This is a genomic window from Stenotrophomonas sp. WHRI 8082, assembly GCF_040223995.2.
Lineage (GTDB): Bacteria > Pseudomonadota > Gammaproteobacteria > Xanthomonadales > Xanthomonadaceae > Stenotrophomonas.
The window spans coordinates 3348346-3367804 of sequence record NZ_CP167826.1 but is presented as its reverse complement, the minus strand read 5'-3'; the positions used below and the strand labels follow the sequence as shown (position 1 = coordinate 3367804).

Below are 19459 nucleotides of genomic sequence, written 5' to 3'. Positions count from 1 at the left end.
GGGGATTTCCGGGTCAGAACAGCGGAGAGGGATGCAGTCAGGAGGCGCGGGCAAGGCGCAGTTCGATGCCATCCAGCATCAGGCCCAGCCCTTGTTCAAAGCGGGCGTCGAAATCGACTTCACGCCAGATGTCGCGGGCCTGCCAGCAGCGTGGGAAACGGGCTTCGGCCAATGCCATGAAGGTCGCGCCCAGCGCTTCCATGCTGCCGTCGCCCGGCCACGATTGTTCTTCGATGACGAAGCCCATCGTGTAGTAAACGAGATCCATCCCGGTGGTTGCAGCGAAAGGCACCGGCGCGCCCGCGCCGACCAGCGCGGCAATGCTTGCCTCGGCCACCCGCAGCATGTTCTCAGTGGCGAGGAAGGTCCCCACATAGACGCGCGCACCATCGCGGCGCGCCTTGAAGGCCAGACGGAACTCGCGGGCGATCTGCAGCAGGGTCTGCCGCCAAGGCTGGCCGTCAGGGATCACCCGCGCCACGTCGGCGATCATCGCGTCGGCCATGGCGTCGATCAGCGCCTGCTTGCTCTTGAAGTGCCAGTACAGCGACGGCGCGCGGATGCCCAGCGAGCAGGCCACTTTGCGCAGGGTAAGGCCCTCCAGACCCGCCTCGTCGAGGATCAGGAAAGCGGCCTCGACGATGTGTTCCCGGGCGATTGCCTGGCGCATGGACAGCCTTACCTAACGTTGTTAGGGGCGAATCTAACAGTGTTAGGTTGGGGTCGCAAGTGAGCTCATCTGACATCGCGCGGTGGGCATATCGGCTCGGTGCAACCGGGCGACCGGCCGGTCGTAGACACACCTCAGCCATGTGTCGCGGCGCACAACTCCACAACTTTGCTCATGGACGCTGGCGGATGGCATGCGCACGATGTGCGTGCTGAAGCCGAAAGGCTGCAGCCGGGATTGGCGTCCTGAGTAAGAATTTACCAACGGAACTCTGTTTTGCCTCCGGGCACGGCGGAGAATGAACTGCACTGCTCTCCGGTCATACGGCGGGCGGTGTGTGGGGGTCCATGATCCGCCGGTTCTTTGGTATTTTCTCCCGGTACGCCAACCCGCATCGCCCGCCACCTCGCGCCTCGGCGCGGGTGGTTACACGCCATGTGAGGTACCCGGATGGAGACGACCCACCCGCCTGATGCGCAGCGCCTGTACGCGTTGCTCGGCGACCGCATGTACCAGTTCCCGCCCCGGATCATCAGGCAGCTCGAGCACACGCTTGAGGCCTACGAACGGGAGTGTCTGGCCACCGTGCGCGTGCCGCACCTTCAGTTGGTGGGCGATGTTCGCGCCCCGCCTCCCCTATCAGACGCGGACCGGCTCGCTGACATGCAACGCCGAAGCGAGGTGCCCGTTTCGCCGGGCATCCTGCAGGGACTGGCCTCGATTTTCGAGATCCTGCATGCGGTGCAACTCGCCCGCCATGAGGGAGATCACGAAGGCGTGCTCAGCGAGCATCTGGTCGAGGGCTTGATCGTATCCGGACGTGCGTTGATGAAAGCTGCCCAGCCATGCCACGCGGACTGATGCCTGCTGCACCCACGATGTGTCGCATCGAGGCGCAGAACAGGCAGATCACGGCCTAACCAGCGTCCTTCTTTTCCCGCGCCAGCTGTGCGCGGACGAGTCGGCTGAGGCCCCACCCGGCGAAGTAAAGGACGACCAGCGTCAGGCTGCCGATTCGTATGTACGCCTGCACCCACGAGGTGCCAGAGAACCAGTCGCGCAGTCCGACCAGTTCCAACGCGTTCATCTGCAGTACGAGCGGCAATTGCAATGCAACGAATCGCCCTTTGTGGTCGCCGCCGGCGTCGTCGGCAGCGGAGATGAAGACAGCGGCGATGGCCATGTAGAGAACGCAAAACGCGATACCGGTCCTGCTCATGCTCGCTCCTCCATGAAGATCTCGGATGGTAGGTCAGCGGTACGGGGTCGACAATGGGGGGGACGCCACGGCGGCAACGGCAGCAACAGCGGCAACGGCAGCCGACTGAAGTCGGCTCTACCGGGCGTACGTGACCTGGGGGTACGTGACCGGGGATACGCGACCGGGGGTACGTGTAGCCTGGGGTACGTGTAGCTGGGGCTGCGGGCAAAAAAAACGCCCGGCAGTGCCGGGCGTCGTCTGCTCCACAGGAACAGGCTTACTTGATCAGGCGCAGGGTGAACGGGTAGCGGTACGCTTCGCCGTTGTTGGCCTTCACTGCAGCGATGATGCAGAACACCACGTTCAGCACGCCGACCACCGGCATCAACAGCGCGCCAATGAAGACGATCATCAGCACTACGCAGATCGCCATGGCGATGGCGATGGTGATCTGGAAGTTCAGCGCTTCCTTGGCCTGGTCGGTGACGAACGCCTTGCTGGCGTCATCCTTGTTGATCAGCCAGATGACCAGCGGGCCGATGAACCAGGTGAAGATACCCAGCAGGTGGGCAGCCAGTGCCATGGTGCGTTGATCAGCCGGGGCCGGATCGAGGCTGGTCGGCGGCGGCGGCGGGGCGGTGACATTGTCGAATTCGCTCATGGAAAACTCCTTTTAAGGTAATGGGTCAGCGTGGCCCGCTCCCCGCAGGCCGTCGCAGCCCGGCAAGAGTACGCCATTCACGACATCAATCGTTACCGGCCACCGTCATTTTTCCGACCAGCAGCGAGCCCATCGAAACGTGCGAGCGGGGGTCGATGTCACTGCCGATCGCCTCGATGGACTGGAACATTTCCCGCAGGTTGCCGGCGATGGTGATGCCGTCCACCGGGTACAGGATCTCGCCGTTCTCCACGCGGAAGCCACCGGCGCCGCGCGAGTAGTCGCCGGTCACGGCATTGACGCCCTGCCCCATCAGCTCGGTCACCAGCAGGCCATTGCCCATCTGCCGGGCGATCGACCGCATGTCCAGGCCCGCTTCGCTGGCGGCGACCTGCAGGTTGTGCACGCCGCCGGCATTGGCGGTGGTCTGCAGGCCCAGCTTGCGTGCCGAATAGCTGCCCAGGATGTAACGCTGCAGTACGCCATCACGCACGATGGCCGAGGTGCGGGTGGCCACACCGTCGCCATCGAACGCGGCCGATCGACGACCACGGCGCAGGTGCGGCAGCTCGTCGATCTGCATCCAGGACGGGAACAGCGTCGTGCCCACGCTGTCCAGCAGGAAGCTGGCTTCGCGGTACAGCGCCCCACCGGACACCGCCGACAGCAGGTGCCCGATCAGGCTGCGCGCCACTTCCGGGGCGAACAATACCGGCATGCTGGCCGTCGCCAGCGAGCGCGGCTGCAATCGGGCGATGGTGCGCTCGGCCGCCTTGCGCCCAACGGCCGCGCCGTCCTCCAGGTCCTCGCGGGCCAGCGCACTGGTGTACCAGCCGTCCCGCTGCATGCCATCGCCGTGGCCGGCGATCAGGGCCACGCTCATGGAATGATGGGTACCGCGCTCGCGGCCGAAGAAACCGTGCGAGTTGGCATACACCGACAGGCTCTGGCCAGTGGACACCGAGGCGCCGTCGGTATTGCTGATGCGGGCATCGCTCTCGCGGCCGGCCGCTTCGCAGGCCAGCGCCAAGTCGATGGCGTGCTCGGCCTGCAACGCCCACGGGTGCCAGCCATCCATATCCGGGAATTCACGGGCCATCAGCTCGGCATCAGCCAGACCGGACGCGACGTCATCTTCGGTGTGGCGGGCAATGGCGCAGGCCTGCTCCACCGTGGCCACCAGGCTGGACGGCTGCAGATCGGCGGTGCTGGCACTGCCCTTGCGCTTGCCGAAGTACACCGTAACCGCGATGCCGCGGTCGGCAGTGGATTCCACTGTCTCCACTTCGCCCAGGCGGACATTCACATCCAGCCCGCGATCCTCGCTGCAGGACACCTCGGCCTGGCTGGCGCCCAGTCGGCGCGCATGGTCCAGCAACTGCTGGGAAATGTCGGCCAGCTGTTCCAGCCGGGCCTCGGGGCCAGTGGCAACGGCCGCTTCAGGGGCGATGACGTTCAATGCTTTATCCTGTACAGGTTGGGCCCGGCACGGCGCCGGGCGACGTATTTACGAAAGTAGGAAAGACGATGCGCGGACGCGACGAAGAAACCGGTGAATTCCACGATAAAAGCCGCAAGCAGAAGCGCAACGATGCGCTGGACGTGCTTGCGCTGGGCGAAAAGCTGGTTTCGCTGACACCGGCGCAGCTGGCGCGCCTGCCGGTGCCGGAGGATCTGCTGCCGCACATCGCCGAATGCAAGCGCATCACCGCGCACATCGCGCACAAGCGGCAACTGGCGTTCCTGGCCAAGCACATGCGGCGCGAGGAAGAATCGGCGCTGGATGCGATCCGCGAGGCGCTGGACGCCAACAGTGATACCGGTCGCCGCGAAGTGGCGATGATGCATCGTGCCGAAGATTGGCGCGAGAAGCTGATGAACGACGGTGACGCGGCGCTGTCCAAGCTGCTGGGCGAATATCCGCAGGCGGACCGGCAGGAACTGCGCACGCTGGTGCGCAATGCCCAGGCCGAAAAGGCGAAGAACAAGCCGCCGCGTGCGTACCGCGAGATCTTCCAGGTGCTGCGTGCGTTGATGCTGCCGGCGGCGCTGGGGTTGATCGTGGCCGACAGCGACGAAGACGTGGACGCTGACGAAAGCAGCGACGCGACCGAAGACGCCCAGGACTGAGGTCCGCCGGGGCGGGAAAGCCGCCGAGCCTGGCTCGGCGCTCCCCAGGTTCAGCACCGCAGGCATCACGCCTGGGTGCCACCCACAGTGAGTCCGTCGATCAGCAGCGAGGGCTGGCCCACGCCTACCGGCACACTCTGGCCGTCCTTGCCGCAGATGCCGACGCCTGCATCCAGTGCCAGATCGTTGCCGATCATCCGCACCTTCTGCATGGTCTCCGGACCGTTGCCGATGATCGTGGCGCCCTTCACCGGGGCGGTGATGCGGCCGTCTTCGATCAGGTAAGCCTCGGTCGCGGTGAACACATACTTGCCGCTGGTGATATCGACCTGGCCACCGCCGAAATTGACCGCGTACAGGCCCTTCTTCACCGAACGGATCATTTCCTGCGGGTCGTGCTGACCGGCGCGCATGTAGGTATTGGTCATGCGCGGCATCGTCAGGTGCGCGAAGGACTCGCGGCGGCCGTTGCCGGTCGGCGCCATGCCCATCAGCCGCGCGTTGAGCGAGTCCTGCATGTAGCCGACCAGGATGCCGTCTTCGATCAGCGTGGTGCACTGCGTCCGCTGGCCCTCATCGTCGATGTTGAGCGAGCCACGGCGACCTTCCAGCGTGCCATCGTCGACGATGGTCACCCCGGGCGATGCAACGCGCTCACCCAGGCGACCGGCGTACACGCTGGTGCCCTTGCGGTTGAAGTCACCTTCCAGCCCATGACCCACGGCTTCGTGCAGCAGCACACCGGGCCAGCCCGGACCCAGCACCACCGGCATCACGCCTGCCGGGGCCGGTACGGCCTCCAGGTTCACCAAGGCCTGCCGCAGCGCTTCGCGGGCAAAGGCTTCCGGGCGGCCATTGGCGAACAGCTCGGTGTAGTCGTAGCGACCGCCACCGCCGGAATAACCGGATTCGCGGCGACCGCCCTGCTCCACGATCACCTGCACGTTCAAGCGTACCAGCGGGCGGATATCCGCCCCCAGCACGCCGTCGCTGCGGGCGATCAGCACGGTGTCCACGCCGCCGGACAGGCTGACGGTGACCTGCTTCACCCGTGGGTCGGCCGCGCGCAGGTAGCTGTCCAACCGCTTCAGCACCTCCACCTTGGCTTCGTTGCCCAGGCTGTCCACCGGATCCAGCGCGGGGTACAGCGCGCGCGCATCGCCGCGCAGTAGCGACTTGCCGGTCTGCGCCCCGCCCTCGCGCGAAATCGCGCGCGCGGACTGCGCTGCACTGGACAATGCGTCGCGGTGGATGTCATCGGAGTAGGCGAAGCCGGTCTTCTCACCGGAAATCGCGCGCACGCCGACGCCTTGCTCGATGGAATGCGCACCGTCCTTGACGATGCCGTCTTCCACGCTCCAGCTTTCGCGGCGGGCATGCTGGAAATACAGGTCACCAAAGTCGATGCCCGGGCCCAGCAGGTGGCCGAAGGTGTTTTCCAGGAGGCCGGCATCCAGCCCGGCGGGCTGCAGCAGGCGGTCGGTAGCGAGGGTCAGGGCGTTATCGGTCATGGGCTTCAATCTGGGGGCGGATGGCGGCATTGGCAAGCCACCGCGCCGCCGTTGTGAGGGAGGACGGCGCTCAGCGCGCCTTCGGCTTGGGCGGCGGAGGCGCGGCGGCATCACGCTCCACCACGTCCACCTTGGGCTCTTTCCACGGCCCGGTTACCCGGTAGGTCTTGGCACCGATCTCGCCCAGCGGCTTGGACAGCACCGCATTGGTGGCCGCGCCCAGCGCGGCGCCCACCGGGCCGCCGGCCACCGCACCGACGACGGTCAGCAGGTTGCCCGAGCGCGGATTGACATCGATGGTCTGGTCGAACTGCTGGTTGCGCAGGTCGGTCCGGCCGCGGATGCGGATGTTTGCCGCCGGCCCTTCGATCATCACCTTGTCGGTGGTGGCCGACCCGTCCGCGAAGGCCAGCGTGCCGCCGATCTGGTTGAAGGCGAAGCCCTTGGAGAAGAAGTCGCGGAAGTCCAGCATCAGCCGCCGCGGCAGCTGGGTGATGCTGAGCAGGCCCAGCACGCGCCCGGCGCCGGGCTCCAGTTCCAACAGCTGGCCATTGCGCGCATCGACGGTCATCGTGCCCTGCAGGTTGCCCAGCTGGAAATCAGAGGGACCGCCCTGCCAGCCGGCCTGCAGGTCGATGCGGCCCTGGCCGCCGCGCAGCTGGCCGCCGTAGTCCAGGTCACGCAGCAGGTCACCGAGGTCTTCGCTGCGCACCTGCGCGGTCAGCGCGGTACGCGCTGCGGGCCCTTTGCCCAGCCAGTCGCCGCGCACGTCGATGGCCTGCTTGGGTGAGCGGAAATCCAGCTGCTGCACGCGCAGTCCATTCGCCACCGGCTGGGTGCGCAGTGTCGCCTGGCCCAACGTGATCTTGCCGAACTGCAGGTCGGCGATGTCCAGCGACAACGGCGGGATGCCGGCCGGATCGGTGTCGTTGGCCGTGGCCTGCACCCGCGCGGCCATCACCTCCCCGTCGGGCATCACGATCGGCGCACCGTCGCGCGGACGGGGCTGCACCGGGCCCGGCAGCGATTTCCAATGCACGCGTTGCAAGGCGCCACTGATGGTGCCGCCGCGGGCGCTGGGCACCTGCAACTGGCCGGCCAGCGAAGGGCCATCCAGACGCACATCTAGGAATTGCGGGGTCGGCCGCAACTGCAGTCGCGTCTGTTCGAACACCCCGCCGATCAGCAGCAACTGCGCCACCTGCACATCCACCGAGCGCAGCGGCATGGGGTCATTGCCTGCCCCACCGCTGCTGTCTGCAGCCGAACCCCGTGCCAGTCCGATCCACTCCAATGCGTCCAGCGACCCGCTGCGGCCGTTCACCGCCAAGCCGCTGGCGGGCGGATCCCGGTCGACCCGTGCGCTGCCCAGCGTGACCTGCACGCCGGTCTGGCCCTGGTGGGTGCGCGCGGCCAAGGCGAGACGGTCACCGAACGCCACCTCGATGCGGCCATCGCCCATCGGCAGCTGCGCAGCCACGCGCGTATCGAGCGCTTCACCGGCGGGCTTGTCCAGCGGCGCGGGAAAGCTCAGCACCGTGCCCACCAGGTCCGACTGCAGGTGCAACCGTGCGGGCGGCACCGGTGCCGGCGCACCGCCAGTGGCGGCAGCGGCGACGGCCTTCGGCATGTCCACGCCGATCGTCCAGTTCGAGCGGCCGGTGATGTACGGCTTCAGCCAGGCCATCTCCGGCGCGCGATCCAGCAGCACGCCGGCATCCAGGTTGGCGTCCAGCTGCGATTCGAAGGCCAGTTGCGGATCGCGCACGAAGCCGCCCGCGCGCAGGCTCAGCGTGCCCGCTGCGCCCAGGTGACGAACCGCCAGGTTGTCGGCACCGAAACCGCCGCCGGCGTACTGGGCCACCCCGCGCACGTCGTCAAAATCCAGCGCATAGCGCTTGTCGGCCAGCTTCACGCCCTCCAGCGTCACGCTGCCCTTCAGGTGCCCCGGCTGACCCGCACGCAACGGCTGCAGCAGATCGAAGTCCACCGCGGCGGGGCCACTCACGCTCAGCGCATCCAGCGTGTCACCGTACTGCGCGTGCAGCGGGCTGCGACGCAGCATCGCCAGCAGCTTGCTGGACTCACTGCGGCTCTGCGCGCGCACGTACAGCGGCGTCTCGCCGAAATCTTCGATGCCTGCCTGCATCGCATCCACGTTCACGCCCGCCAGATCACCACGTCCCGTCAGCGAGAAGCCGGGGCCAATGAAGGCGATGTCCGCATCCACGGCGGTCATGTCGGGCCAGGTTTTCTGGAAGCGGATGGTGCCGTCTTCAATATGTCCGGTCGCTTCGAAGCGCCCGTTGTTGCGGTCGAACGGCCAGTCGTCCAGGTCGCCGGCCACCAGGCCGATGCCGTTGCGCACGCGGCCCGCCTGCAACGCGGTATCCAGCCAGTCACGGGCGTGCTCGCTCATCCTCGAACGGATCCAGAAACGCTTGGCGGCGGTCATCGGGACATCGTCGATCTTCGCTGCCAGCTGCATCCACGGCCGCGTGCCGTCGCCCTGGAACCACAATGCCCCACGGACATCGGCAGCGTAATCGGTGCCCTGCACGCGCAGCGCCGGCGTGCCGACCCGCCAACCGCCCGCTTCGTCATGCCAACCGACGATCTCACCGGCGAGTCGCACGTCGTGGCGCACGCCGAATCCCTTTGGCCAGTCCAGCTGCATCTGCTGTCGGGACTGCAACTGCAACGAGAACCCTTCGGCATCGCCTTGGAACCGGCCGCCGATACCGACCAGGCCGGGGCCCCCATCCACGCTGGAAAACGCCAATGTGTCGAGGTCGCCCTGCACCCACAACGGACCGTTGCGCTCACCGCGTGCCTGCAGTTGGCGCACGCGCAGCTGGGGATGGGCGCGGTACAGCCAGTCGCGCAGGCCGGCATCCACCCGGTCGGTCAGCGCCAGGCCACGAAGCAGCACGTTGCCGTCTATGTTGTTGGCTACCAGCGCGGTGTGCTGTCCTGCACCGATCAGCAGTCCATCCAGTACCTGCTCACGATCTTCCGCCCGCACCCGCAGGCGTGGGGCTTCTGCCCGCCAGCCACCGGCGCTGTAACGCCAGCGCGCACGTACCTGCAGGCGCTCGATGTCCAACGTGGGCTTGGCCACGTGGGCCGTCGGCGTGCCGGCAAGCCGCAGTCCGGACAGATCCGAGTCCGTGGTGACCATCACCGGGCGGAAATCACGCAGTGCCACCCAGGCGTTGAGCTCGCCGCGGCCCTGCAACAGCTGTACGCCGGCACCGGACAGCAGCGGCGACCAGGCCTGCAGGTCCACCGGATCGCCGCCCAGCCACGCCTCGCCATTGCCGGCGCGACGATCTACATCCAGTACTGCCGCCAATGGCAGCGCATCGGCTTGCGCCCAGGCCCGCACGCCAACGCGCAACCGATCAGCGTCCACCCGAAGGCGCAGATCCAGGCGCGGCAAGGTTGTCTGCAGCCCTATCGATGGTGCCTCGATGGTCAGGCGACCCTGCTCCACCTGCAGTTCGCCCAGCCGACGCAGGCCGTCCAGCGGGTCGCCGGCTTTCGCCGCCGGCAATCCACGCACGCTCCAGCGCCCGTCATCGGCCCGCTGCAGGGTCAGCGCCAGGCCACGCAGGCGCAGCTCGGTCAACGATCGGCCCGGCAACAGGCCGGCGTACATCGCCACCTGCACCTCGGCCTGGCCGATGCGCAGGCCTTCGCCGGTGCCGATACGCAGTCCATCCAACTGCAGCAGCGGCCCGCGGCGGGTCCACTGCGCTTTCAACGCATCGAAGCGCACCGGCTGCCCGGCACGCGTGCTCAACCACGCAGAAACTTTGTCGGGATTACGCTCAACCAGCGGCAACAGCTGGCTGAGGCTACCCACCAGCAACGCCACCACCACCAGGGTGATGGCGAGCGCGTACAGGGCAAGACGGCGGATCCTTCGCAGTCGCAGGCGCGGCGGCGCGCTCATCGGCCTTGGCCGGCAACCGGCCGGATTGGATCAGAGCAGGACCACATCGAACTGTTCCTGCAGGTACTGGTCGTCAGCTTGGAAGCTGATGCTCTTGCCGAGGAATTCCTCCAGCTCGGCGACTGCCGTGGATTCTTCATCGGTGATCCGCGCCACGACCTTCGACGAAGCGATCACCAGCAGGCGCGCCGCTTCGAACTGACGCACCGCGCGGGTGATCTCACGGAAGATCTCGTAGGTCACCGTTTCGGTGGTCTTGATGCTGCCGCGGCCACTGCACTGCGGGCACGTCTCGGAAAGCTGGCGCTCCAGGCTCTCCACGGTGCGCTTGCGGGTCATCTCCACCAGGCCCAACGGCGAGAAATCATAGACCGTGGTCTTGGCGTGGTCGCGCGCCAACGCCTTTTCCAGCGTGCGCAGCACCTGACGACGATGCTCGGCATCCACCATGTCGATGAAGTCGATGATGATGATGCCGCCCAGATTGCGCAGCCGCAGCTGCCTGGCCACGGCCTGGGCCGCCTCCAGATTGGTGCGGTACACGGTCTCTTCCAGGTTGCGCTGGCCGACGAACGAACCGGTGTTGACGTCGATGGTGGTCATCGCCTCGGTCTGGTCGATCACCAGGTAGCCCCCGGACTTCAGCGGCACCTGCTTGTCCAGCGCGCGGCCGATCTCGTCCTCCACCCCGAACATGTCGAAGATCGGACGGTCGCCGGCATACAGCTCCAGCTTTTCAGCCAGCACCGGCATGTACTTGGCGACGAACGCCTGCAGCTGGACGAAGGTTTCCTTGGAATCGACCTTGACCTTGTCCACGTCCTTGCGGATCAGGTCGCGTACCGAGCGCAACGGCAGGCTCAGGTCTTCATAGATCACGCTGCACGACGCGGCCTCACGGCCACGGCGCTCGACCACGTTCCAGACGCGCGACAGGTAGGCCACGTCTTCGGCGATGGCCTCGGCAGGCTGGCCTTCGGCATTGGTGCGCACGATATAGCCGTAGCCGCCGTGCTGGGCTGACAGCTCGGTCACCAGCGTCTTCAGCCGCGCCCGCTCGGTTTCGTCTTCGATCCGCGCCGAGACACCGACCACCTTGGACTGCGGCAGCAGCACCATGTAGCGCGATGGAATGCTGATCTGCGTGGTCAGGCGCGCGCCCTTGGTGCCGATGGGATCCTTCACCACCTGGACCACGATGTCCTGGCCGTCGCGCAGCAGCTCGACAATCGGCACGGACGATGGCGGCGGCAGCGTGGTGCCATCGGTATCCGGGCTGGCCACGGGCGCCGGGCGCACCACGTCGTTGGCATGCAGGAACGCAGCGCGGTCCAGTCCCACTTCGACGAACGCGGCCTGCATGCCGGGCATGACCCGCTGCACTTTGCCCTTGTAGATGTTGCCGACCACACCGCGCCGCCAGCCGCGCTCGATATGCAGCTCCTGCAGCATGCCGTTCTCGATCACCGCTACCCGGGTTTCGCGGGGAGTTACGTTGACCAGTATTTCTTCAGACATGTACGGCAGCCTCCGTGGCGGCAACAGGGTGGGAAGGCAAGCCGGCACCGGCAAGCAACCGGTCGGTCTGGTACAGCGGTAATCCCATCACGCCGGAATAGCTCCCGGCCAGATGGGTGATGAAGCGCTCTGCTTCCCCCTGGATGGCATAGGCACCGGCCTTGCCGATCGGCTCGCCGGTGGCCACATAGGCTGCGATGGAGACATCGTCCAGCGTGGCGAAGCGAACCTCCGACACCACCACGTCAGCGTGTACGCCCTGCGCGTCGACCAGTACCACGGCGGTCATCACCTGGTGGCTTCGGCCGGACAACGCACGCAGCATCGCGGCGGCATCGTCGGCGTCGGTCGGCTTGCCGAACACCCGCTCGCCCAACACGACTTCGGTGTCTGATCCCAGCACCTGGGCGCGCGGATCCCTCCCGGCTACCGCGAGCAGGCCCGCACGGGCCTTGTCGGTGGCCACCCGCAGCACATAATCACGCGGGCTTTCGCCAGCCAGACGCACTTCAGGCACGTCCAGGTCCAAGGACTGGAACGGGCGGCCAAGGCGGGCAAGCAATTCACTGCGGCGTGGGGAGCGGGAGGCAAGATAGAGCATCCACACAGCATACCCTGCGCGCAGCGCCTGAATCGTCGGCAACACGGCGGGAAAACCGGCAACCCCGTTCCGGCTCACAACGCGTTCATCCCTACGCCAGCAACCTCGATGGCCTTCAAGGAGATCACCATGCGTCGCCCTGCTCTTTCCCCGCTTCTGCTCGCCCTGTCCCTCGCCCTGGGAGCTTCCGTGACCGCAAACGCCGCCGTACCGGCCCCTGCCATCGCGCCGGTGGAAGGCACCCTGCTCAACGTGTCCGCCAATGCCGAAGCCAGCCGGGTACCCGACGTGGCCACCCTGTCGGCCGGCGTCGTCACCCAGGCCGTGGACGGCAACACTGCCATGCGCGAGAACGCGCAGAAGATGGACAAAGTGCTTGCTGCGATCAAAGCGGCGGGTATCGCCGAGCGCGACGTGCAGACCAGCGGCGTGAACCTGAGCCCCCAGTACCGCTATGCCGAAAACGAAGCGCCGAAGATCACCGGCTACCAGGCCAGCAACACGGTCAGCCTGAAGGTCCGTGACATCGCCAAGCTGGGCAAGGTACTCGACGGACTGGCGGCGCAGGGCGCCAACCAGATCAACGGGCCGAGCTTCGAGATCGACCAGCCGGAACCGGTCTATGACGAAGCCCGCCTGGCCGCGCTGAAGAAAGCGCAGGCTCGCGCGCAGACCTATGCCAAGTCATTGGGGCTGCAGGTCCGTCGCATCGTCAGCATTTCCGAAAGCAGTGGCGGCGGTTTCCGCCCGGTGATGATGCGCGCGCAGGCCGCCCCGATGGCCGCCGACATGAGCACGCCGGTAGCCGCAGGTGAGACCACCGTCTCGGTGAACCTGGACGTCGTGTTCGAACTCGGACGCTGATGCCCTGATCCAGGCGGGTCCTCGTCGCCCCCCGCGAAGAGGACCTGCCCGGACACCCCACCGCTCCGCTGCCTGACCCGTAGCCAAACGCTGCCTGCGCGCCCACTGGGCACAGGCTGCTCAGCGCGCTATTCCTGCATCACCGGCACCGGCCGGCAAGACGATGTTCCCTCGCTGTCCCGCATGGAGGTGGATCATGGTTCGTGCATATCCGGCTGTACCGCAACACGTCGATCCGGTCAGGATCACCGCCTGGAGTGCGGCAATCGCACTGCATCTGCTGGCCTTTCTGCTGCTGATCATTCCCGCTGCCTACGTGGCCCTGCCGCTTACGCGCGAGGCGCCGCAGATCCGCTGGATCACGCCGGAAAAGCCGCTGCCGCCCACGCCCGTGCCACCTGCAGATCCGGTGGCGGTGGTGCCGCCGCAGACGAGTGTGCAGCCGCTACCGACGCCGTTGCCCTTGCCCCCTGCGGTCATCGATTCGGCACCGGTGCTTGCGCTGCCCGCGTCCACGTCCGCAGTCGCTGCGCCACAGGCCGTCCCGTCACCGACCGAGGCGCCCGCCATGGGCGGTGCAGGTGCCTACCTGAGCTATCGCAGCGCCCCGCCGCCGTCGTATCCGATCGCTGCCCTGCGCAACCAGGAGCAGGGCACGGTACTGCTGCGCGTGGAGGTGGATGCGAAGGGTCAGCCCACACGCGTGACGATCGAGCGCAGCAGCGGCTCGCGTGCGCTGGACACTGCGGCGCGCCAGCAGGTGCTGCGTCGCTGGACGTTCGAACCGTCGATGCGTGATGGCGTGGCGACCGCATCCGTGGGCCTGGTCCCCATTGATTTCTCGCTGCCGCAGTAAGCCGATCGCCGGGGCAGGCGTGCCCTGCCCCGGCCGCACCGTTTGACGCAGATCACAGAGCGGTGCGAATTAAGCAAAATTTCACTCTTGCATCACCTGATACGAACCTAGATTGACGCCATCGCGGGGCAAGGGGGCCCGCGGTCGAACGACGCCATCAAGGTTTCCCAGTCAGGAGAGAGCTGTGAATCATCCGACCCGTTGCCCCGCCACCCGCCGCACCCCGCTTGCCGCCTCCATCACCCACATTCTGACCGGCGGCGCACTGCTGCTGGCCGCAGCCGTCTCCCCCAGCGCCTTCGCGCAGGAGCAGGCCACCAACCTGGACCGTGTCACGGTCACCGGCTCGAACATCCCCCGCACCGACACCGAAACCCCATCGCCGGTCCAGGTGGTCACCCGCCAGGAAATCGACCGCACCGGCAAGACCACGGTTGCGGAGTACCTGCAGACCCTCACCTCGGATGGCTCTGGTTCCATCCCCAAGACCTTCGGCAATGGGTTCGCTGGCGGCGGTGCAGGCATCTCGCTGCGCGGTCTCGGCGCCGGCTCCACCCTGGTGCTGCTCAATGGCCGCCGCATGGCCACCTACGGCCTGGCCGATGACGGCCAGAAGGTGTTCACCGACCTGAGCACCATTCCGCTGGATGCGGTGGAGCGCGTGGAGGTGCTGAAAGACGGCGCGTCGGCTACCTACGGGTCCGATGCAATTGCCGGCGTGGTCAACATCATCCTGCGCAGTGACTTCGAGGGCGTGATCCTGCGTGGGTCGTACGGTCTATCCGGCGACAGCGACGGCGATGCGAAGAAGGCGACGCTGACGGCCGGTACCGGCAACCTGTCCACCGACGGGTGGAATGCGTTCTTCAGTCTGGACGTCGGCAAGACCGACGGCATCCGGGTCAGCGACCGCCGCAACCGTGACTGGATCGGCACCGGCGATCTGCGTCGTTGGGGCTACAGCGCCGGCGGCAGCCAGTTCCTCGGCGGCGCGATCACCGGCAACGGCAGCGGCGGCGGCAACTCACCGGCCGGCAGCATCTTCAACCCGACCACCGGGCTGCTGGAATCACTGCCTGGCTGCGCCCAGTTCTCCGATGTCAGCCCGCAGGATCCGGGTGGCGGCTGCCTGTGGGACATGGCCAACTTCCGTGATCTCAGCCCGGAAGAGAAGTACGTCAACGTCTTCAGCCGCGCGACCTTCGCCTTCAACGACAGCGCCGAGGCGTACGTGGAGATGGGCTACTCGAGCAAGGAAACCACCTTCAACAACACGCCCTCCAACGTATCCGGCGCCTGGGGGTTCCAGGGCGGCCCCGTCAACGCGAACAGCGGACCCGGTGCCACCGTGCTCGCTGTTGGCCACCCGGACAACCCGTATGCCACGCCGGTGCGCGTGCGCTACAACGCCTTCGACGTCGGTCCACGGGTGACCAACAACAAGAACGAGTTCATCCGCTTCCTGGCCGGGGTCAAGGGCACCTGGGGCGAGTGGAGCTACGACACCGGCTATCTGCACTCGTCGACCAACCTGGTCAACAAGCGCGATGGTTTCCTGCGCTACAGCGCGGTCCAGTGCGTGCTCGGTGACCTGGCCTGCCCGGCCGGCACCTGGAACATCGGCGCCGGATCGGATGCGAATCCGCAAAGCCTGTACGACTACATCTCGCCGACCATCCAGGCCAACGCCAAGAGCAGCCTGGACATGTTCGATTTCAAGGTGAACCGCTCGCTGATGGACCTGGCCGGTGGCCCACTCGGCCTGGCCATCGGTACCGAGTGGCGTCGCACCACCAACAGCCTCACGCCGCAGACCTACACCGATGTGGGCGACATCATCGGCTTGGGCTACTCCGCCTATGACGGCACCCAGAACGTATACGCCGGCTACGCAGAGCTTGCAGCGCCGGTGCTGGAATCGTTGGAGTTGACGGCCGCCGCACGCTACGACAAATACGAAAGCGGTGACGACTCGGTGACCCCGAAGGTCGGCTTCAAGTGGACGCCGGCCGAGTGGTTTGCCCTGCGTGGCACCTACGCCGAAGGCTTCCGTGCGCCAAACCCGGCCGAGAACGGAGATGGCGGACTGGCCGCGTTCTCCAACGCACTCGATCCGGTCCGCTGCCCGGGCGGCAACCCGGCACCGGGCGGCACGCAGGACGACTGCGGCCAGCAGCCTGTTGCGATCATCACCCGGCCGAACCCGGACCTGGAAGCTGAAGAGTCCAAGAGCTACTCGGTCGGCATCGTGCTGCAGCCGACCCGCAGCACCTCGATCACCGTGGATGCCTGGCGGATCAAGCGCAGCAACGAAATCGCACAGGGCTCTACGGCCGACGCCATTGCATCGGGCAACGTGCTGCGCGATACCGATCTGCTCAATGGCGTGCCGGGGACCGGCTCGATCCTGGCCATCAACACCAATTACGTAAATGCCAGTGCGTCGAAGGTCGAGGGTATCGATACGGACATCCGCCAGGACATTCCGCTGGGTAACGCGGGTGATCTGCGGCTGGACCTGCAGTGGAGCCACACCAGCAAGTTCGAGCGGACCGAGGGCGGCACCACGCACGAGTACGCGGGCACGCATGGCAACTGCGACGTGACCAACTGCATCGGCACGCCGAAGGACCGCATCAACTTCGGCGCTACCTGGAACTACCACGACTGGTCGGTCAGCGGCATCGTCAACTACATCAGCGCGATCGACAATCTGGCTGAGACCGGCGGTACCAAAGAAGACGACTGCTTGAACTTCCGTGCCGATGGCAGTCCGGCCCCGGGCAACTGCTCGCTGGCCTCGTTCACCACCTTCGATCTGTCCGCCAACTGGAAGGTGGCCGACAGCATGGAGATCTTCGGTTCGGTGGCCAACGTGTTCGACCGCACCGCCCCGCTGGATCCGGCCACCTACGGCGGCATCAACTACAACCCGCTGCACTTCAGCGGCGCGATCGGACGTTACTTCACCGTGGGGGCGAAGTACACGTTCAATTGAGGGAAGGCTGTCGCTTGAATGAAAAGGCCCGGGCCACGCGCCCGGGCCTTTTTCAATGTGTGACGGTCGCGCCGTGCTCGGCGGCTTTGCGTCTGCACGCCCGCGAACGGTGACGCGCTCCGCCGAGCGTGGCTCGGCGCTACAACGCAGTGACGCACTTCGGTGGCTTTGCGTCTGCACGCCCGCGAACGGTGACGTGCTCCGCCGAGCGTGGCTCGGCGCTACAACGCGGTGACGCACTTCGGTAGCGCCGAGCCATGCTCGGCGGCTTTGCGTCCGCACGCACGCGAACGGTGACGCGCTCCGCCGAGCGTGGCTCGGCGCTACAGCGCGGTGACGCACTTCGGTGGCTTTGCGTCTGCACGCACGCGAACGGGGACGCGCTCCGCCGAGCGTGGCTCGGCGCTACTGGATCTGCGCCAGCGCCCTGCGCAGCGGTGCGTCCGATACCTGGATCGGGCCGTCGAACGGCACGCTCATGTCCAGCACGAAGTAGACGGAAACGGCGATCAGGGCAGCAGACACCACGAACACGCCGACCACCATCGGATTGCGTGGGGCGCGGTAGCCGAAGCTGCCGTAGATCAGCGTCATCCAGGCCATCAGCATCCAGATGATCAACCGCGGCACGCTGGCTTCGGATTGCTCGACGATGCTCCAGCGCTGCCGCACGACCGACTGGAACTGCTGACGCGCGTCTGCAAGCAGGCCTTCGTGATACCGGTCAGACGGTGAGATGCGGTCCAATGCTCCCCCGACCTGATCCAGCGCGTTTGCCGCCGGGCTCCGCCGATGCGACAGCGCGTCATCGCCACGCGCGGGATCGGCAATCGCCAGCTCGATGTATTCGATCAGCCGCGTACGGGTCTCATCGGTTTCCGCACCATACGTGCGCAGTGATCGATCCAACATGATCAGGCTGGTCGAAAACGCGTGCACATTGGTGTCAATGGTCTCGAAGGTGTTCTTCGAGGAATTGATCAACAGACCGAACACCAGCGAGGTCATCACCACGAAGATGTTGGCCACCAACCTCAGCACCGTATTGGTGTCATCGTCGCGATGCCGGGCAGAGAGCCTGGGGTACAGGTAGAGCATGCCGATGGACGCCGTGCACAGGCAGGCAAAAACGACCACCGCTGTCATGATCTCGCCCATCGTGACGCTCCGGCCAAGGGATGGACGGAGCATGCCACGAGTCGACCGGGAAAGCGCCCTCAGGCGTCTACCGCTGCCCGCTACCGACCGTAGCGTAACGGGAAGAAACGGCAGGCGCGCGATGCGGAAGAAGGGGTGCACTCCCTGAACGAGTCTCCGGCCGCGTCGTCGGGATCACGCAGCCACTCGGTCTTGTCTTCCACATGCACGTAAAGGTTGCCGAGCTGCCCTTCCGACCCGTCCGGCTGGTAAGCGAGGTCGATTTCTTGTCCCGACATCAGGCCATAGGTGCAGTTGACCAGGATGGCGTCGGTTCCCGCACCCTGTGTATACAGGAGTGCGCTTTCCAGGCGGGATACTGCGCTCGATGGCCGCGCCGGCGACACCCATTCGCCCTCCCAGCCGCCCAGCGTCTCGCGTGCGTGGTAGCGACCGTCCTGCACGTGTACCCGGGCTGCCGGTGGGCATGCCATCAGCGCGACAGCGTTGTTGCGGCCCGACGTCGGTTCGGCCGCAAGAACGTCCGATGAGCACGCGGCGACAAGGGCAACAGTGGCAGCTACAGCGATGAAAGGAGTCATCGACATTACCTCTCGGAGGGTGTGCTTCATCAGAACAATGCTGCCCCACGATCGCCATACAGTATTTTTTAAAAAGTGGCATGCCCTTCTTGGCGCATCCGACCAGGCAAAAAAAAACCTGCATCTCACGATGCAGGTTCTCAAAATGGCGCCCGAAGTTGGACTCGAACCAACGACCCCCTGATTAACAGTCAAGTGCTCTAACCGGCTGAGCTATTCGGGCAGACGGCAAGTATAACGACTCTTCACGCGCGATGGTAGGGGTGATTGGCCAACATCGCGGCCGCGCGATACAGCTGTTCGGCCACGACCAGCCTGACCAGCATATGCGGCAAGGTCAGCGGTCCGATCGACCACTTTTCATCGGCCAATGCGGACACTTCGGCGGAGTGCCCTTCCGGCCCACCGATAAGAAACGCCAGGTCCCTGCCCTGCCCGCGCCAGTGCTCCAGGCGCTGCGCCAGCTGCTCTGAACTGAGCTGCTTGCCCGGCACATCCAGCGCAACCACATAGGCATTTTTTGGCAGCGCGGCAATTACCCGCTTGCCCTCGTCATCGGTAGCGCGGCGCGCGTCTCGCCCTTTGCCGCGCAGCCCCGGCTCGATCTCCACGAGATCAAACGGCAGCCAATGCGACAGACGTTTCTGATATTCGGCGAAGCCCTGCGCCACCCAAATGGGGGCACGTTCACCGGTCGCGATCAGGCGTGCTTTCATCCTGGCTCCTCATAACGTCCAACGGCGCCATCGGCG

16 protein-coding genes and 1 tRNA gene are annotated in these 19459 nt (G+C 66.1%); 5 read left to right on the top strand and 12 right to left on the bottom strand.

Translation table 11 applies throughout. The annotated features are described in order from the left end of the window. Nucleotides 1-37: 37 nt before the first annotated feature. Nucleotides 38-670 (bottom strand): TetR/AcrR family transcriptional regulator C-terminal domain-containing protein, encoded by a 633-nt coding sequence (locus ABRP17_RS14660; RefSeq protein ID WP_188326667.1) that lies wholly within the window; start codon nt 668-670, stop codon nt 38-40. Between the two features lie 450 nt (nt 671-1120). Here ABRP17_RS14660 and ABRP17_RS14655 point away from each other — a divergent pair, with 450 nt between their 5' ends. Beyond that, nucleotides 1121-1531 carry a hypothetical protein gene (locus ABRP17_RS14655; RefSeq protein WP_188326666.1) on the top strand — a complete coding sequence of 137 codons (411 nt, stop codon included), beginning with the start codon at nt 1121-1123 and terminating at the stop codon, nt 1529-1531. A gap of 55 nt (nt 1532-1586) precedes the next feature. Here the strand turns inward: ABRP17_RS14655 and ABRP17_RS14650 are convergent, their stop codons facing one another. The 3 genes from ABRP17_RS14650 to pmbA form a co-directional block, all read right to left on the bottom strand. Beyond that, nucleotides 1587-1889: a hypothetical protein gene (locus ABRP17_RS14650; protein WP_188326665.1), complete on the bottom strand. Its 303-nt coding sequence runs from the start codon at nt 1887-1889 to the stop codon at nt 1587-1589. A gap of 259 nt (nt 1890-2148) precedes the next feature. Further along, nucleotides 2149-2532 (bottom strand): DUF4870 domain-containing protein, encoded by a 384-nt coding sequence (locus tag ABRP17_RS14645; protein WP_349985132.1) that lies wholly within the window; start codon nt 2530-2532, stop codon nt 2149-2151. A gap of 85 nt (nt 2533-2617) precedes the next feature. Beyond that, the gene (pmbA, locus tag ABRP17_RS14640) at nt 2618-3991 is read right to left on the bottom strand and encodes a metalloprotease PmbA (RefSeq protein ID WP_349985133.1); all 1374 of its coding nucleotides are present in this window, start codon (nt 3989-3991) and stop codon (nt 2618-2620) included. Nucleotides 3992-4059: 68 nt separating this feature from the next. Here pmbA and yjgA point away from each other — a divergent pair, with 68 nt between their 5' ends. Continuing rightward, a complete protein-coding gene (yjgA, locus tag ABRP17_RS14635; RefSeq protein ID WP_188326662.1) occupies nt 4060-4662 on the top strand; it encodes a ribosome biogenesis factor YjgA in 603 nt (200 codons plus the stop codon). Between the two features lie 65 nt (nt 4663-4727). Here the strand turns inward: yjgA and tldD are convergent, their stop codons facing one another. The 4 genes from tldD to ABRP17_RS14615 all read right to left on the bottom strand — a co-directional run bounded on the left by tldD (nt 4728) and on the right by ABRP17_RS14615 (nt 12250). After that, nucleotides 4728-6173: a metalloprotease TldD gene (gene tldD, locus ABRP17_RS14630; protein ID WP_188326661.1), complete on the bottom strand. Its 1446-nt coding sequence runs from the start codon at nt 6171-6173 to the stop codon at nt 4728-4730. Between the two features lie 70 nt (nt 6174-6243). Further along, nucleotides 6244-10131 (bottom strand): YhdP family protein, encoded by a 3888-nt coding sequence (locus ABRP17_RS14625; protein ID WP_349985134.1) that lies wholly within the window; start codon nt 10129-10131, stop codon nt 6244-6246. A gap of 30 nt (nt 10132-10161) precedes the next feature. Further along, entirely contained in the window at nt 10162-11649 is a 1488-nt protein-coding gene (gene rng, locus ABRP17_RS14620; protein ID WP_188326659.1) for a ribonuclease G, read from the bottom strand. Further along, nucleotides 11642-12250: a Maf family nucleotide pyrophosphatase gene (locus ABRP17_RS14615; RefSeq protein ID WP_349985185.1), complete on the bottom strand. Its 609-nt coding sequence runs from the start codon at nt 12248-12250 to the stop codon at nt 11642-11644. Before ABRP17_RS14615 ends, rng begins: the two co-directional genes overlap by 8 nt. Before the next feature lie 129 nt (nt 12251-12379). Between ABRP17_RS14615 and ABRP17_RS14610 the strand changes: the two genes are divergently transcribed. The 3 genes from ABRP17_RS14610 to ABRP17_RS14600 all read left to right on the top strand — a co-directional run bounded on the left by ABRP17_RS14610 (nt 12380) and on the right by ABRP17_RS14600 (nt 16968). Continuing rightward, complete coding sequence (locus ABRP17_RS14610) at nt 12380-13114, top strand: SIMPL domain-containing protein (RefSeq protein ID WP_349985135.1); 735 nt, start codon at nt 12380-12382, stop codon at nt 13112-13114. Between the two features lie 196 nt (nt 13115-13310). Further along, entirely contained in the window at nt 13311-13970 is a 660-nt protein-coding gene (locus tag ABRP17_RS14605; protein ID WP_349985136.1) for an energy transducer TonB, read from the top strand. Between the two features lie 184 nt (nt 13971-14154). Then, nucleotides 14155-16968: a TonB-dependent receptor gene (locus ABRP17_RS14600; protein ID WP_349985137.1), complete on the top strand. Its 2814-nt coding sequence runs from the start codon at nt 14155-14157 to the stop codon at nt 16966-16968. A 405-nt stretch (nt 16969-17373) separates the two neighbouring features. Here the strand turns inward: ABRP17_RS14600 and ABRP17_RS14595 are convergent, their stop codons facing one another. From ABRP17_RS14595 to rlmH, 4 genes are all read right to left on the bottom strand, one after another. Next, nucleotides 17374-18126, bottom strand: a complete 753-nt coding sequence (locus ABRP17_RS14595) for a hypothetical protein (protein ID WP_349985138.1) — start codon at nt 18124-18126, stop codon at nt 17374-17376. Between the two features lie 80 nt (nt 18127-18206). Further along, on the bottom strand, nt 18207-18737 hold the full coding sequence (locus ABRP17_RS14590) for a DUF3757 domain-containing protein (RefSeq protein WP_349985139.1): 531 nt from the start codon (nt 18735-18737) through the stop codon (nt 18207-18209). 116 nt (nt 18738-18853) lie between these two features. Next, a tRNA-Asn gene (locus tag ABRP17_RS14585) sits at nt 18854-18930 on the bottom strand. A gap of 22 nt (nt 18931-18952) precedes the next feature. Next, nucleotides 18953-19423, bottom strand: a complete 471-nt coding sequence (rlmH, locus tag ABRP17_RS14580; RefSeq protein ID WP_349985140.1) for a 23S rRNA (pseudouridine(1915)-N(3))-methyltransferase RlmH — start codon at nt 19421-19423, stop codon at nt 18953-18955. Nucleotides 19424-19459: the final 36 nt, after the last annotated feature.

Excerpts from the sequence above, each read along its gene's own strand:
- ABRP17_RS14655 (WP_188326666.1), top strand. The coding sequence starts at position 1,121 with ATGGAGACGACCCACCCGCCTGATGCGCAGCGCCTGTACGCGTTGCTC.
- ABRP17_RS14625 (WP_349985134.1), bottom strand. The coding sequence starts at position 10,131 with ATGAGCGCGCCGCCGCGCCTGCGACTGCGAAGGATCCGCCGTCTTGCC.
- ABRP17_RS14650 (WP_188326665.1), bottom strand. The coding sequence starts at position 1,889 with ATGAGCAGGACCGGTATCGCGTTTTGCGTTCTCTACATGGCCATCGCC.
- rng (WP_188326659.1), bottom strand. The coding sequence starts at position 11,649 with ATGTCTGAAGAAATACTGGTCAACGTAACTCCCCGCGAAACCCGGGTA.
- yjgA (WP_188326662.1), top strand. The coding sequence starts at position 4,060 with ATGCGCGGACGCGACGAAGAAACCGGTGAATTCCACGATAAAAGCCGC.
- ABRP17_RS14590 (WP_349985139.1), bottom strand. The coding sequence starts at position 18,737 with ATGAAGCACACCCTCCGAGAGGTAATGTCGATGACTCCTTTCATCGCT.
- ABRP17_RS14605 (WP_349985136.1), top strand. The coding sequence starts at position 13,311 with ATGGTTCGTGCATATCCGGCTGTACCGCAACACGTCGATCCGGTCAGG.
- rlmH (WP_349985140.1), bottom strand. The coding sequence starts at position 19,423 with ATGAAAGCACGCCTGATCGCGACCGGTGAACGTGCCCCCATTTGGGTG.
- ABRP17_RS14595 (WP_349985138.1), bottom strand. The coding sequence starts at position 18,126 with ATGGGCGAGATCATGACAGCGGTGGTCGTTTTTGCCTGCCTGTGCACG.
- ABRP17_RS14610 (WP_349985135.1), top strand. The coding sequence starts at position 12,380 with ATGCGTCGCCCTGCTCTTTCCCCGCTTCTGCTCGCCCTGTCCCTCGCC.
- ABRP17_RS14645 (WP_349985132.1), bottom strand. The coding sequence starts at position 2,532 with ATGAGCGAATTCGACAATGTCACCGCCCCGCCGCCGCCGCCGACCAGC.
- tldD (WP_188326661.1), bottom strand. The coding sequence starts at position 6,173 with ATGACCGATAACGCCCTGACCCTCGCTACCGACCGCCTGCTGCAGCCC.
- ABRP17_RS14660 (WP_188326667.1), bottom strand. The coding sequence starts at position 670 with ATGCGCCAGGCAATCGCCCGGGAACACATCGTCGAGGCCGCTTTCCTG.
- ABRP17_RS14615 (WP_349985185.1), bottom strand. The coding sequence starts at position 12,250 with ATGCTCTATCTTGCCTCCCGCTCCCCACGCCGCAGTGAATTGCTTGCC.